This window comes from Streptomyces sp. NPDC101225 (genome assembly GCF_044767585.1).
Classification (GTDB): Bacteria; Actinomycetota; Actinomycetes; order Streptomycetales; family Streptomycetaceae; genus Streptomyces.
The window spans coordinates 51,549-64,525 of record NZ_JBIWOE010000024.1; the positions used below are offsets into that span (position 1 = coordinate 51,549).

The 12,977-nt window shown below is 70.1% G+C and carries 11 protein-coding genes; 5 read left to right on the forward strand and 6 right to left on the reverse strand.

Annotated features, from left to right (window positions below; all coding sequences use genetic code 11):
- Positions 1-15: 15 nt before the first annotated feature.
- Genes ACIRPX_RS28850 through ACIRPX_RS28865 form a run of 4 tightly spaced genes read left to right on the forward strand, consistent with a single transcriptional unit; the run spans position 16 to position 2,608 of the window.
- Positions 16-834, forward strand: coding sequence for a citryl-CoA lyase (locus ACIRPX_RS28850; protein ID WP_404200607.1), 819 nt, complete (start codon positions 16-18; stop codon positions 832-834).
- Between the two features lie 27 nt (positions 835-861).
- Positions 862-1,725 (forward strand): extradiol ring-cleavage dioxygenase, encoded by an 864-nt coding sequence (locus ACIRPX_RS28855; RefSeq protein WP_404200610.1) that lies wholly within the window; start codon positions 862-864, stop codon positions 1,723-1,725.
- Positions 1,722-2,081 carry a hypothetical protein gene (locus ACIRPX_RS28860; protein WP_404200613.1) on the forward strand — a complete coding sequence of 120 codons (360 nt, stop codon included), beginning with the start codon at positions 1,722-1,724 and terminating at the stop codon, positions 2,079-2,081. The genes ACIRPX_RS28855 and ACIRPX_RS28860 overlap by 4 nt, the downstream gene beginning before the upstream one ends.
- On the forward strand, positions 2,078-2,608 hold the full coding sequence (locus ACIRPX_RS28865; RefSeq protein WP_404200616.1) for a DoxX family protein: 531 nt from the start codon (positions 2,078-2,080) through the stop codon (positions 2,606-2,608). Before ACIRPX_RS28860 ends, ACIRPX_RS28865 begins: the two co-directional genes overlap by 4 nt.
- 74 nt (positions 2,609-2,682) lie before the next feature.
- Here the strand turns inward: ACIRPX_RS28865 and ACIRPX_RS28870 are convergent, their stop codons facing one another.
- The 3 genes from ACIRPX_RS28870 to ACIRPX_RS28880 form a co-directional block, all read right to left on the reverse strand.
- A complete protein-coding gene (locus tag ACIRPX_RS28870; RefSeq protein ID WP_404200619.1) occupies positions 2,683-4,956 on the reverse strand; it encodes a M4 family metallopeptidase in 2,274 nt (757 codons plus the stop codon).
- Positions 4,957-5,161: 205 nt separating this feature from the next.
- Positions 5,162-5,335 (reverse strand): hypothetical protein, encoded by a 174-nt coding sequence (locus ACIRPX_RS28875; protein WP_404200622.1) that lies wholly within the window; start codon positions 5,333-5,335, stop codon positions 5,162-5,164.
- A gap of 97 nt (positions 5,336-5,432) precedes the next feature.
- Complete coding sequence (locus ACIRPX_RS28880) at positions 5,433-8,093, reverse strand: hypothetical protein (RefSeq protein ID WP_404200624.1); 2,661 nt, start codon at positions 8,091-8,093, stop codon at positions 5,433-5,435.
- Between the two features lie 282 nt (positions 8,094-8,375).
- On the opposite strand from ACIRPX_RS28880, the gene ACIRPX_RS28885 reads away from it, so the two are divergent.
- Entirely contained in the window at positions 8,376-10,388 is a 2,013-nt protein-coding gene (locus ACIRPX_RS28885; RefSeq protein WP_404200626.1) for a radical SAM protein, read from the forward strand.
- 65 nt (positions 10,389-10,453) lie between these two features.
- On the opposite strand, the gene ACIRPX_RS28890 is transcribed toward ACIRPX_RS28885, so the two are convergent.
- Genes ACIRPX_RS28890 through ACIRPX_RS28900 form a run of 3 tightly spaced genes read right to left on the reverse strand, consistent with a single transcriptional unit; the run spans position 10,454 to position 12,974 of the window.
- A complete protein-coding gene (locus tag ACIRPX_RS28890; protein WP_404200628.1) occupies positions 10,454-11,056 on the reverse strand; it encodes a response regulator in 603 nt (200 codons plus the stop codon).
- On the reverse strand, positions 11,053-12,204 hold the full coding sequence (locus ACIRPX_RS28895; protein WP_404200630.1) for a histidine kinase: 1,152 nt from the start codon (positions 12,202-12,204) through the stop codon (positions 11,053-11,055). The genes ACIRPX_RS28890 and ACIRPX_RS28895 overlap by 4 nt, the downstream gene beginning before the upstream one ends.
- Positions 12,205-12,236: 32 nt before the next feature.
- Positions 12,237-12,974 carry an ABC transporter permease gene (locus ACIRPX_RS28900; RefSeq protein WP_404200738.1) on the reverse strand — a complete coding sequence of 246 codons (738 nt, stop codon included), beginning with the start codon at positions 12,972-12,974 and terminating at the stop codon, positions 12,237-12,239.
- Between the last annotated feature and the right edge of the window lie 3 nt (positions 12,975-12,977).

Consider the following 12,977-nt stretch of genomic DNA (forward strand, 5'->3'; position numbering starts at 1 on the left):
CTGAGGAGCACCACCGTGCAGCAACCGGACAACGGCCGGCCGCCGCAGTATCCGACCTCGCTGGGGACGTCCGACGCCGACACGATCACCCTGCTCGGCCATGATCTGGCTCACGACCTCATGGGCCGGGTCGGCTTCGGTGAGCTGGCCCTGTGGCTGGTCACCCAGCGCCGTCCCCGACCGGGCGAGGTCCGGGTCTTCGAGGCGGTCCTCGTCGCGCTGGCCGACCACGGATTCACCCCCACCGCGATCGCCGCACGGCTCACCTACCTGTCCGCCCCCGACTCCGTCCAAGGAGCCCTCGCGGCGGGCCTGCTGGGCGGTGGTTCACGCTTCCTCGGCGTGACCGAGGACTGCGGAGCGTTCCTGCACGAGGCCGTGGCGGAGCACGAGGGACACCTGCCCGGCGAAACCGACGCCGCGGGCTGGGACGCGCTGGCGCTGGAGACGGTGCGAGCGGCCCGGGCCGGCGGGCGGCTCGTCCCCGGACTCGGACACCCCGTGCACAAGGTCCTGGACCCGCGCACCCCCGTCCTGCTGAAGATCGCCGAGGAGAACGGGCTCAAGGGCCCGCACCTGCGGCTGTTCGAAGCCGTCGGCCGGGTCCATCCTCAGGTACTCGGCCGCACCCTTCCGCTCAACGGCGCCGGCGTGTGCGGTGCGGCCCTGGCCGACCTCGGCCTCCCCATCGGCCTGCTACGCGGCTTCGCGCTGCTGGCACGTGCGGCGGGACTCCTCGGCCACCTCGCGGAGGAGCAGCGCTCGCCCCTCGGCATGGACGTCTATCTCTCCGTGGACCGCAACGCCCGGTACGTCGCCCCGACACCTGACTGAGCACACGTAACCCGACGAAGGAATGACATGGCAGAGCTGGTTGCGGTCATCGCCTCGACCCACCACCCCTTCTACTACCGGGCCAGCACGGCCACCGGCGGGGACCGGCCCCCGTTCGCCGACGCCTGGGTGGCCAAGATCGAGAAGTTCCGCGAGACGCTGACCCGCGCCCGCCCCGATGTGCTGGTCATGGTCGGATCCGACCACTTCCACCAGCTCTGGCTGGACAACATGCCGCAGTTCCTGGTCGGCAAGGCACCCTTCTACGACGCCAACTTCTACAACGAGGAACGCGAGTTCGGCCTGCCGCGCATGCTCCTCGAAGGCCACGAGGAACTCTCCGCCCACGTGCTGCGCCAGGGCCTCGACACCGGCTTCGATCTGGCCTTCAGCAACGAGCTGCGCATCGATCACTCGATCACCTGCCCGATCATCACGCTGCGGCCCGAGGCCGACCTGCCGATCGTGCCGATCTACACCAACATCTTCGCGCCACCGCTGCCCCGGCCGCAGCGGTTCGTCCAGCTGGGCAGCTCCCTCCGCGACATCATCGAGAGCTGGCCCTCCGACCAACGCGTCGCCGTCATCGGCACCGGCCACCTCTCCCTCGAACTCGGCGGGCCGCGTCAGTTCGGCGAGCACGGCCCCGACCCCGAGTTCGACCGCAGAGCCGTCGAGTGGATCGCGAGCGGCGACATCGAGGGCTGCCTGGCGGAGGTCACCCTCGACAGCCTCCACCACCCCGGCAACGCCACCCACGGCTTCATGGACTTCATGCTGATGATGGGCGTCGCGGGAGAGGGCGCCCAGGCCGACCACGTCGACACCCTCGACCTGTTCCACACCATGGAGGCCTACTTCACCTGGTACCCGAAGGGAGCCGGCGCATGAGCAGGTATCTGGTGAACAAGTTCCTCTTCACCGTCGACCGCGACCCCGAACTGGTGGAACGCTACCGGGACGACCCGCGCGGCACCGTCACATGGTGGGAGGCCACCCAGGCCAACACCCTCCTCAACTGCGTCCGTGCCGAGGCGACCACCTGGCTGACGTTCGAGGACGCCGAACGCGAGGCGCTGGCGACCCACGACCATCCCGCGCTCTTCGCCCTGGGAGCCCATCCCTTCCTCACCCTCACCCTGTTCATCGCCATGTTCGAGCGCGACCACCGGGGGCTGGACTACCAGAAGCAGTACGCCGAGCGGCTGGCGCACCACACGCTCCCCTACCCGGACATCGCGACATGACCGCCGGCCTGCTGCTCCTGCGCCTGCTGCTCGCAGGACTGCTGTTCGGACACGCGGCACAGAAGCTGCTCGGCTGGTTCCGCGGACAGGGGCCCGCCGGCACCGCGGCGGTCTTCGAAAGCTGGGGGTTCCGCCCCGGCAGGCCCCTGGTCCGGCTCGCAGGCACCTGCGAACTGATCGCGGCGACGCTGTTCGCCTCCGGCGCGGCCACCCCGCTCGCCGCGGCGATCGTCATGGGCACCATGATCGTGGCCGCGGCACCCAACGCCCCCAATGGTCTCTGGGCCCACCTGGGCGGTTACGAAGTCCCCTTCGTCTACGGCGCCTTGGCGTTCGTCCTGGCCACGACCGGCCCGGGACACTGGTCGCTGGACCGTGTCACGGGCGCGGACCGGGCGTCCGGCACGCCCTGGGCGCTGGCCGCCGCGGCCGTCGCCGTGGCAGCGGCCGCGCCCGCCCTCCTGCTCCGCCGACGCAACCTCCGCACCCCCGCGCCCGCCGCGGCCCCCTCCGCGATCGAGGAGTAGTCCGCAGGCACCACCGCCGCCCGGGTCCCAGGAGACCCGGGCGGCGGAGTACTGCCGGTGCGACGGGCAGAGCGTCAGGGCGTCAGCTGCCAGCGCGCGATGTACCCGACGTCGATGGACGCCCGGTCCTGCACGCGCAACTTCCATGTTCCGCTGAGCGGTTGGGCGGAGGCGTCGACCGTGAAGGTCTGGTCGACGTTGTCGGCGGAGCCGCCGCTGCGGTTGAGCAGCGAGTAGACGGTGCCGTTCGGGCCGACGAGGTCGACGGTCAGGTCACCGCGGTAGGTGTGGACGATGTCGACGTAGACCGAGGTGGTCGCGGAGGCGTTGCCGTCGCGGCCGGTGATGGTGATCGGCGACTCCACGGCGGGCCCGTTGTCGGGGATGTCGACGCGGGTGGCATTGGCATAGACGTACGCGATCTTCCAGCTGAAGGTGTCCGAGACGGACGCCCCCGTGCTGTCGGTCACCTCGACGGTGACGTCACTGGTGCCGAGGGTGGTCGGCGTGCCGCTGATCAGGCCGCTCGGGCTGATGCTCAGGCCGTCGGGAAGCCCGGTGGCCTCGTAGGTCAGCGAGGCACCGGTGTTGGTGGTGTAGGCGTCCAGTTGGAGGCTGACCGCCTGGTCGACGCCGCTGATCTGGTCGGCGACCGGGGCGAGGTTGACCCCGAGGGCGATGCGGTTGCCGACGTTGATCGCCGCCCAGGCGTCGGCGACGGCGAGGTAGGTCGGGCTGTAGGCGCCGAACAGGTCGGCGGCGGCCGACAGGGTCGCGGTGCGGGCACCGGCGTAGTCGGTGGTCGAGGTCATGTAGGTCGTCAGCGCGCGATACCAGATCGCGGCGGCGTTCTGGATGCCGATGCCGGTCACGGGCCGGCCGTCGTACGTCGGGCTGTCGTAGGCCACGCCGTTGACGGTCTTGGCGCCGCTGCCCTCGGAGAGCAGGTAGAAGAAGTGGTTCGCGGGGCCCGAGGAGTAGTGGACGTCGATGCCGCCCAGGGTGGAGCTCCAACTGTCGCGGGAGGCACCGTCCTTGGAGGGCTTGTCCATGTAACGCAGCGGGGTGCCGTCACCGTTGATGTCGATCTTCTCGCCGACGAGGTAGTCGCCGGGGTCGGCCGGGAGGTTCTCGTAGAACTCGACGGCGGCGGCGAAGATGTCGGAGGTCGCCTCGTTGAGTCCGCCGGATTCGCCGGAGTAGTTCAGGCCCGCCGTCGCCGCGGTGACGCCGTGGCTCATCTCATGGGCCGCCACGTCGAGGGCGGTCAGTGGGTGGGTGTTGCCCGAGCCGTCGCCGTACGTCATGCAGAAGCAGGAGTCCTGCCAGAAGGCGTTGACGTAGTTGTTGCCGTAGTGGGCACGGCTGTAGGCGGCGACGCCGTCGTCGCGGATGCCGTTGCGGCCGAAGGTGTCCTTGTAGTAGTCCCAGGTGGCCGCGGCGCCGAAGGCCACGTCGACGCCGGCGGTCTGGCGGTTGGACGGCAGGCCGTCGCCCCAGACATCGTTGTCGTCGGTGAACAGTGTGCCGGTACCCGAGGTGCCCTGGTTGAGGTCGTACGTCTTGTGCCCGGCACGGTCGGGGTCCACGAGCTGGTACGTCGATCCGGACAGGGTGGTGCCGAGCGGGACCGTGCCGACGAACTGGCCGGTGCCCGAACCGGTGTGCACCTTCTCGGCCGCGAGAAGCTGCTTGCCGGTGGCGGCGTCGATGACCACCTGCAGCTCGCTGGGAGTACCGTCGCGCTGCACGCCCTCGACGACGCTTTCCCAGGCCAGCACGGGTCTCCCGGTACCGGCCCAGACGACCAGCCGGGGCTTCTTCTGCGTCTGGGCGTTCTTGGCCTCGGCGCGTCTGGAGGCGGCTTCGGCCTTGCCTGCGGCGCTCGCCGCGGTGATCTTCGGGCTGAGTGAGGACACCGAGAGGCGCGCCGCGTGCGCCGTGGTGACGGTGGTGCGGCCGCTCTTGTCGTGGACGACGAGGTCGCCCCCGAGGACGGGCAGGCCGGCATAGGTGCGCTCGTAGCGGGTGTGCACGGTGCCGTCGGCGTCCTTGATGACGTCCTTGACGACGAGTTTCTCCTTGGCGCCGAGACCGATCCGCTGCGCCGTTGCGGCCGCCGCCGACCGGGCGCTCTTGATCAGGGCGGTGCGACGGGCGGGTGTCAGTGAGGTCGGGGCGGCGCCCGCCCGCGGGGTGGCGGTGATCTTCGCCGGTCCCGGGCCCGGGACCGCGGGCGCCGCGGTTGCGAGGCTGGGAGTGGCCAGAGCGAGCAGGGACCCTACGGCGACGAGGGCGAGGGCATGGGCGCGTCTGCGCCGCACAGGGCTGCGGTGTCGCAGGGGCAACGGGTTCTCCTTCGGTACGACGGCCCGTGGTGGGGACCGTGGACGAGACGGAGCGGCAGGGTGTGCCGGTCCGGAGCGCTGCACGGCATGCGGGTGGAAGGAGGTGGGGGATGATGCTGCGGCTGCGCCGCGTGGCGAGTCCGCCAAGGAACGGTGAACTTCCGCAGAAGAGTGACACCACTCGGCCTTGAATGTCATGCGCTGGTCAAATGATCGGCTTGAATTGACCATGCAGGGCAGGCAAATCGGACCGCACGACCCCCATTTCGGCCGTGTCCCGGACGGGACGAACAGCGGCAGCCGGCACCGCGATCCGCTCGCCTTCGCCGGCCACGTCCTCGATGACGAGCGGGGACAGGCCCGAGAACACCGTCCCCACCAACGCGCCGACATCCTCCGCACGAATGTCGCCGACGCCTTACGACGCTCCGCCACCACCTGACCCGACGCGGACCGGAACCCGGGCAGGACGGGAATCAGGACAGGGACGGCTCTGCGCACGTGTAGACCGTCAGGGACGGCTCGGGACGGTCGTGGAGCATGGCCATCGCCAGTTCCAGCCGCGACCGGTAGCCGGATCGGGAGAAGAGCCTGGTCAGCCGGGACTCGATGCTTCTCCTGCTGACACTGAGCAGCGCCGAGATCTGCTGGTTGCCGAAACCCTGGGCGACCAGCACCGCGAGCAGCCGCTCGTTCTCCTCCACGACCGCCTGGCGGTCGGGCACGGCGACATCGTGTTCCCGCATGAGCGTCCGCATCCGCGCCCGGGCGAGCAGCGCGTCGACCCGGCCCAGCGAGCCGTACGCCTCCCGGAGCAGCAGCGGGTCCGCCGCGCCGACCCGCACCAGGTGCTCGATGGCCACGGCCAGCTCGAACGGCTGGCCCAGCGCGCGGGCGGCGTTCAGGGCGGCGGGGCCGGAGCGCGGGTCGACGACGGCCCGGACGAGCAGGCTGTGCGTGATCGCGCGGTCCGTGCCGAGTTTGCTCGCGACCGCATCGGCTTCGCGCCGGCACATGTCGAGCCGGTCACGGTCTCCGGTCGCGGCGGCGAGCTGTGCGGACGCGAACCAGAGTTCGTCGGTGCCGACCACCGTGTCGCCGTCCGACGCGTCCGTGACGGCCTGGTCGAGGATCTGCCCCACGTGCCGGTGCTCGCCGAGTGCCATCGCGGCGCGTGCCTGCGGGACGGCGAGCAGATGAAGCAGCGGGGTACGGCCGGCGCCGTGACCGCGGTCGACGAGTTCGCCCGCCCTTCTCAACTGGCCGCGCGCCAGCAGGATCAGCGCCGCAGCCTGGATCATGCCGACCCGGCTCGGGTCCGAACTGGGCATCGCGCCGGGTGCGAGGCAGCGCCGGGTGAGCACCAGCGCGCGGGCGAAGTCACCACGGCGTGCGGCCAGTACGGCCTGGTCGGCGAGTGCCAGATCCTCGGAACGGCCGCCGCTTCGGGCCAGTGTCCGTTCGGCCGCGGTCAGCTCCCCGAGCGTGAGGAGCGCTGCGGTGTACGGGAAGCCCCGCTGGTCGGGGCGGGACAGGTGGCCGGTGAAGCGGTCGGGATCGCCCTGCCACAGCGCGGCGAGGGAGCGGAGGACCTCCGCGCGCCGGGCCGGGTCCCCGTGGTGCCCGGCCGGGTCCTGCGGCCGGCCGGAGGCGTCCTCGTGGCGCGGCATGCCGTCGAGGAGTTCGCGGACTTGCTGCCAGTGGCCGAGCGCGTACGACGCGCCCGCTCTGGTCACGGCCTGTACCGCCGGGTCGGGTGCCCAGGGCCATGTCTCGCCCCGGGCCAGCCAGTTGAGCGCGGCCCGGTTGCCGGTGGCGTGCAGCATCGAGATGCGGGCCAGGTGGATGTCGATCAGGAGGGGGGTGCAACCACGTTGCGTGGAGAGGTCGTTGAGCAGCGATTCGACGGTCGCCAGGCCTTCGGCCATCCTGCCCTGGGCGGCGAACACGCGCGCGGACTCCCAGAGTATGCGGACGCGTTCCGTCTCGTCCGAGGTGAGCTGGGCGGCTGCCCGCAACCAGACACCGGCGTTGGCACCGGAGCCCGAGCGGGAGCCGGAACCGGAGGTGAGAGCGACCCCGAAGCCGGGGCCGGGTCGCGAGCCGTAGCCCACGTTCCAGCGGGTGGACGCCCGTGCGTGTGCGAGGAGTTCCGCCTTCGCGCGTCGCTCGTCGAGCATGCGTCCGGCGCAGGCCTGCTGATCGGCGAGGAAGTCGGGGTCGGTGCAGCGGGCCCGGCCCGCCCAGACCGCCGTGACGGCGACCTCGGCGAGGCGGCGGCGTTCGTAGGGGCCGGTCTGGCCGGTCAGGATCCGCTGTACCAGCGGGAGCCGGAAGATCCAGCGTCCGCCGTCCCGCGTCTGCCGCACGATTCCGTTCGTGCGCAGTACGTGCAGGGCTTCCGTGACCTCGGCGTGCGGCAGGCCCGTTGCTTCCGCAACGAGTTCCGGCATGGCGTCGCCGAGTGGATTGAGTACCGCCGCGGCCTTTGCTACGGACCACTTGGCCGCGCCGAGGCCGCGCAGTTCCTGCAGGAGCCGGTGCTGGGGCCGCAGCGTCGGTACGGCGTCCGGGCGGACGAGATGGGTGCGCAGGTCGACGACCCGGATGCCGTCGGCGGCGGTCAGCGCGTCGATGGCGATGCCGACGGCCTTGGGTCTGTTCCGGGTGAGTCTGCCGACGTGGCGCACGAGTTCGGCGGTGGGTTCGGCGCCCGAGCGTTCACCGATCAGCGCGGCGAGTCCGGTGTCGTCGAGCGGTCGCAGCCAGACGACGTCGACGAGCCGGTCATCGACCAGTTCGGCCACCAGGTGGGGTTGGACGGTGGCCGGAACGTCGACCCGGACCGTGCACACGCAGCGCAGACCCGTGTCGGCCGAGGCGCGGACCAGCGAGGTCAGCCGTCTGATCGTGCCGGCGTCGACCCATTGCGCGTCGTCGATCGCGAGCACCGTGCTGGGCCGGTCGGACCGCTCCTTGGGGCGCAGCGCGCGGAAGTTGTTGAGCACGTTGCCGAGTGCGGAGTGCGGCTGCCTCGGCCGCGCGGGGACGAACCAGGTGCGGTCGTCGCCGAACTCCTGGCACACCTGCTTGAGCACGGTGCTCAGTCCGGTGCCGCCGGTGCCGAGGATCAGCACGGCCCTGGGCCCGGCGGGATCGGCGATGGCGTCGACGATCCCGCGTACGAGTTGGTCGCGACCGGATGGTAAGTGAGCGGGTCGGTGCCGACAACGATCCGGCGCTTCGGACGAATCGGAACCGCTTCCTTCTCTTTTCCCAGTGTTCATCGCAGAACTCTTCCATCCATGCAATCCGATACGAGGTATTCTTACTCACCAAGTGGACAACAATCTCTACTCGAAGAGTCATTTCCGTGTACGGAAAGCCCACCGCGCCCGACTTTGTACGGATGTGAAGCCATGATCTCCACCGATAAGAGACCGGTGCAGCTCGTCGAGTTCACCGCGATGCACGGTGTCCGATACAGCGTCACCCTCGGATACCTGAAGGCGGCATCGGTCGCCGACCCCACTCTTGACAACGCCTGCGATTTCCGTATCAGCGTGCGCGAACAGAGCGGCGGCGGGCAGGCGACGACGGAGTTGCTCGACTCGTGGGACGAACCGTTCGTCGTCGCGCTGACCGTGTTCTTCTGGAACCGCGCGCAGTCCCTGGAGTTGGCCCGCCAGGTGAAGGAGCGCTGGCCGAACTGCCGCGTGGTCGTCGGCGGCAACGACGTCAGCCACCAGCAGGAACCGCTGTTCGCCGAGGCTCCCTGGGTGGACGTCCTGGTGCACGGCGAAGGCGAACTGCGTTTCCGTGATCTGTTGCACTGTTTCCTGGCCGAAGGAGACCTTGCCACGATTCCCGGAATCAGCTATTGGGCCGACGGAAACCTCGTCACCAATCCCGATGCGGATCGCATTACCGATCTCGAGCAGATCGTCTCACCGATCCTCACGCCGGTGTATTCCGACGAGGAAATCACCGGCTCGTCCATGATCGTATACGAGACCAACCGCGGCTGCCCCTACCGGTGCGCGTTCTGCTATTGGGGCGGCGCGACCAACTCCAAGGTGCGCCAGTTCGACCTCGACCGGATCTTCGCCGAGCTCGACCGGCTGATCCGGCTGATGCCCACCGACGCCACGCTTTTCATCGCGGACGCGAATTTCGGGATCCTCGCCCGGGACCGGCAGATCGCCGAGCACATCGTCGAACTCAGCAAGCGCTACGACAAGCGGCTCATCGTCAGCACGAACTGGGCGAAGAACAGCAACGAGCGCATCGTGGAAATCGCGAGCATGCTGCACGCCGCCGACCTCACGGGCGCGATCACGCTCTCCGCGCAGTCCTTCGACGCCGAAGTGCTGAAGATCGCCAACCGCTCCAACATCCGCACCGACCACTACCGCCGGCTGCTGACCCGGTTCCGCGAACTCGACGTGCCCACCTACACCGACCTGATCTGGGGCCTGCCCGGTGAGACCTACGACTCCTACCTCAACGGGGTCGAGGAGGTGCTGAGCGCGGGCGGCTCGCCGGTGATCTATCCGCTGCTGCTGCTCAACAACACCGAATACTCACGGGAGTCCTTCCAGGACGAACACGCGCTCAAGACCCGCTGGATGCCCGGCGACATCACCAATCCCGAACTCGTCGCCGACGTCGTCGTCGCGCACGAGGCCATGACCCCCGAGGAGTGGGTCAACGGCATGGAGTTCCGGGTGGCCATGACGCTGTTCCAGAAGATCCTGTTGCGCTGCGCGCTGCGCGTCATCCACGCCACGACGGGTGTGCGCATGGTCGAACTGTGCACACGGCTGCGGTCGTTCCTGCTCGACGACTGCCCCGACCCGTTCCTGCGCGCCGTCGCCCGCAACATCGCCGTCGCCTACCAGGAACCGGCCGAGCTGGACATGCCGTTGCTGAAGACGGTCATCGGCGACCAGATCATCGTGCCCGAGGAGGTGCACTTCCAGGCGCTGCTGTGCCGTGCGGTCTCCACCGAACGCGCCACGGCGGACCTGCTCAACGCCGCGGTCGACCACCTGTGCGCGTGGTTGGCCGACTCCGGTTTCGAGGTCGACCGTGTGCTGGTCGACGGCGCGCTGTCGCTCGACATCGCGGCGACGACGATCCTGCGGGCGAGTCTGCGCGGCGAGCTCGTGGAGGCGGAGTTCGCGGTGCCGGAGCGGGGCTGGAACCTGCTGGTCGCGTCCGGTGACGTACCGTCGAGTCTCGACACGAGCGGACAGGGGAACACCGTGCGCGGGACGGTGTGGGCGCCGCCGCGCTGGGTGCACTACCCGATCAGCGTGTACGCGCTGTCGATCTGGCACGGAACCGGCCGCCCCCTGCACGACCTGCAGTTCGCCCTGCGCGACACCCAGTTCGTACTGCCCGACCGGCTCCCGGCCCTCGTCGGCTGACGAGGTGGCCACGGCCCGGGATCGGTCCGGCGCGCCGGACCGATCCCGGGCCGCTTCACGCCGGCCTAGAGCCAGCCGCGGGTCTGGGCCGTTCTGGCCGCTTCGGTCCGGTTGCGGGCGCCGAGCTTGGCCATGACGGTGGACAGGTAGTTGCGTACGGTGCCCTCGGCCAGGAACAGCCGGCCCGCGATCTCCGCGTTGCTCGCCCCGTCCGCGACCGCGCGCAGCAGTTCGCGTTCCCGCTCGGTCAGCGGATCGGCCGCGTCCCACGCGGCCATCGCCAGTTCCGGCGCGACCACCCGCTCGCCGGCGTACACCCGGCGCAGGGCCGCCGCCAGTTCACCGATCGGCGCGTCCTTGAGCACGTAGCCGGCCACCCCCGCGTCGACCGCCCGCCGCAGATAGCCACTGCGCGCGAACGTGGTCACGATCAACACCCGTGTGGGATCGCCCAGTTGGTTCAGATCCGCGGCCAGGTCGAGACCGGTGCGGCCGGGCATCTCGATGTCGGTCACCAGCACGTCCGGCCGGTGCTCGCGGACCGCGGCCAGCGCGTCGCCGCCATTGGTGGCGGTCGCCACCACCCTGATGTCCGGCTGCAGGTCCAGCAGGGAGGCGAACGCGCTCAGCACCATGCCCTGGTCCTCGGCCAGTACCACCCGGATCATCCGGCCGCCTCCACCGGCACCGTGATCGAGAGGGTCGTGCCGGCCGAGCCGGTGCGCTGCACCGCGCCGCCGAGTTTCGCGACCCTCTCACGCAGCCCGGTCAGCCCGGTGCCCTCCGGGGCCTCACCGCCGATCCCGTCGTCCGCGATCACCAACCGCACCCGTTCCTCGTCCGCGTCCACGCCGATGTGGCAGGCGGACGCGCGCGCGTGCCGGGCCACGTTCGTCACCGCCTCCCGCAGCGCCAGCCCCAGTTCGTGCTCGGTCGACGCGACGAGGATCAGCTTGTCGTCGTAGGCCACCCGCAGGCTCACCCCGGACCCGGCCAGCACGCGCCGCGCCGCCTCCAGTTCGGTGCGGATATCGGTCTGCCGCCAGCCGGTGACCGTGCTGCGTACCGCGGCCAACGCCTCCCGCGCATTGCGTTCCATCTCCTCGGCCTCGGCGCGCGCCCGCCGCGGGTCGGCGAGCACCAGCTCCTTGGTCAGCTGTGCGCGCATCACGACCGCGGTCAGCGAATGCCCGAGCAGATCGTGCAGATCACGTGCGATCCGTTCGCGTTCCGCGATGGTCGCGAGGAGTTCGACCTGCGAGCTGCGCAGCCGTTCGTTCTCCTGTTCCTGCCGCCGGTCGTGCTGCCTGAGTTCGAGCAGCCCGATCACCCAGATCAGGGCGAGCGGCGGCACGAAGCCCCACAGCCGGTAGGGCATCGGGACCTGCGACACCAGGACCGTGACGCCGTCCAGCGCGGTGAGACCGACGAACCACAAGCGGGCGGCATGCCGCGGCAGCGTGTTGCCGGCCGCGGCGGCCGCGTAGATGAACAACACGCTCGCGTTGGTGTTGAACGGCGTGGCCAGCGCGCCGACCAGGGCCATCGGCACGATCGACGTCCAGATCTGCCGCACGGACCGGCCCCGCAGCAGCGCCAGACCGTACAGCACGGCCGTGACCAGGCACACCGAGATCGCCAGCGGCCACTCCCACCAGTCGGGATCCGGTGTGAAGTACGGTTGCGCCAGCACGAACAGCAGGTAGCCGAGATAGACCCACTCCCAGGTCAGCAGCCGTTCGGCCACGGACCCGCGAGCGGAACCGGAAGCGGCGAAGGCCCCTGTGCCCGCACTCTTGTCTGCGACGGTGCTCATGTCCGCGACGGTACCCATGTCCGCGGCCGCGCTCATATCCGAGCGTGGCGATAGGACAGCGCGGCGACCCCCGCCGCCACGACCGTGGTGATCAGCAGGGCGAGGACATGGATCATGGTGGTGCCGTGGCCCAGCTGCGCGAGTCCGAGCTGGGCCAGGTGATAGGTGGGCAGGAACTTCGCGATCTCCCGTACGACCGAGGGCAGGAACTGGATCGGGACCCACAGCCCGGACAGCATCGCCAGGGGGAACAGCACCGCGTTGAGGAGCGCGATCGCCGCACTCGTACGGAACCGGAACCCGACCGCCACGCTGAGCAGCGTGAACGGGACGCTGCCCAGCAGCAGCACCAGCGCGACCCGCAGCAGCGCCCCCACCGAGGCATGCAGGGTGCCGAACGCGGCGGCCCCCACCCCCATGAGCAGCAGCACGCCCACCCCGTACAGGAGCGCGGCCGTGGCCTTCGCGACGAGGCTGATGCCGATCGGCACCGCGGACACCCGCTTCATGCGCAGCCAGCCGATGTCCCGGTCCTGCGCCACCCCGATGCCCGGCTGCATCGCGGCCACCGTGATCACTCCGTAGGTGCCGAACGTCGCCACCATCGCCGTACCGGCCGAAAGACCCTGCGTGGTGTCCTTCCCGTACAGCAGGTTGAACAGCACGAAGAGGCCGACCGGCATGAGGATGCCGAAGAACAGCGAGGTCGGTTCTCGCACGATCGCCCGTAGTTCGTCGCGCAGCTCGACCCCGAAGACCCGTCGCATCATCCC

Excerpts from the sequence above, each read along its gene's own strand:
- ACIRPX_RS28855 (WP_404200610.1), top strand. The coding sequence starts at position 862 with ATGGCAGAGCTGGTTGCGGTCATCGCCTCGACCCACCACCCCTTCTAC.
- ACIRPX_RS28860 (WP_404200613.1), top strand. The coding sequence starts at position 1,722 with ATGAGCAGGTATCTGGTGAACAAGTTCCTCTTCACCGTCGACCGCGAC.
- ACIRPX_RS28865 (WP_404200616.1), top strand. The coding sequence starts at position 2,078 with ATGACCGCCGGCCTGCTGCTCCTGCGCCTGCTGCTCGCAGGACTGCTG.
- ACIRPX_RS28885 (WP_404200626.1), top strand. The coding sequence starts at position 8,376 with ATGATCTCCACCGATAAGAGACCGGTGCAGCTCGTCGAGTTCACCGCG.
- ACIRPX_RS28890 (WP_404200628.1), bottom strand. The coding sequence starts at position 11,056 with ATGATCCGGGTGGTACTGGCCGAGGACCAGGGCATGGTGCTGAGCGCG.
- ACIRPX_RS28895 (WP_404200630.1), bottom strand. The coding sequence starts at position 12,204 with ATGAGCACCGTCGCAGACAAGAGTGCGGGCACAGGGGCCTTCGCCGCT.
- ACIRPX_RS28900 (WP_404200738.1), bottom strand. The coding sequence starts at position 12,974 with ATGATGCGACGGGTCTTCGGGGTCGAGCTGCGCGACGAACTACGGGCG.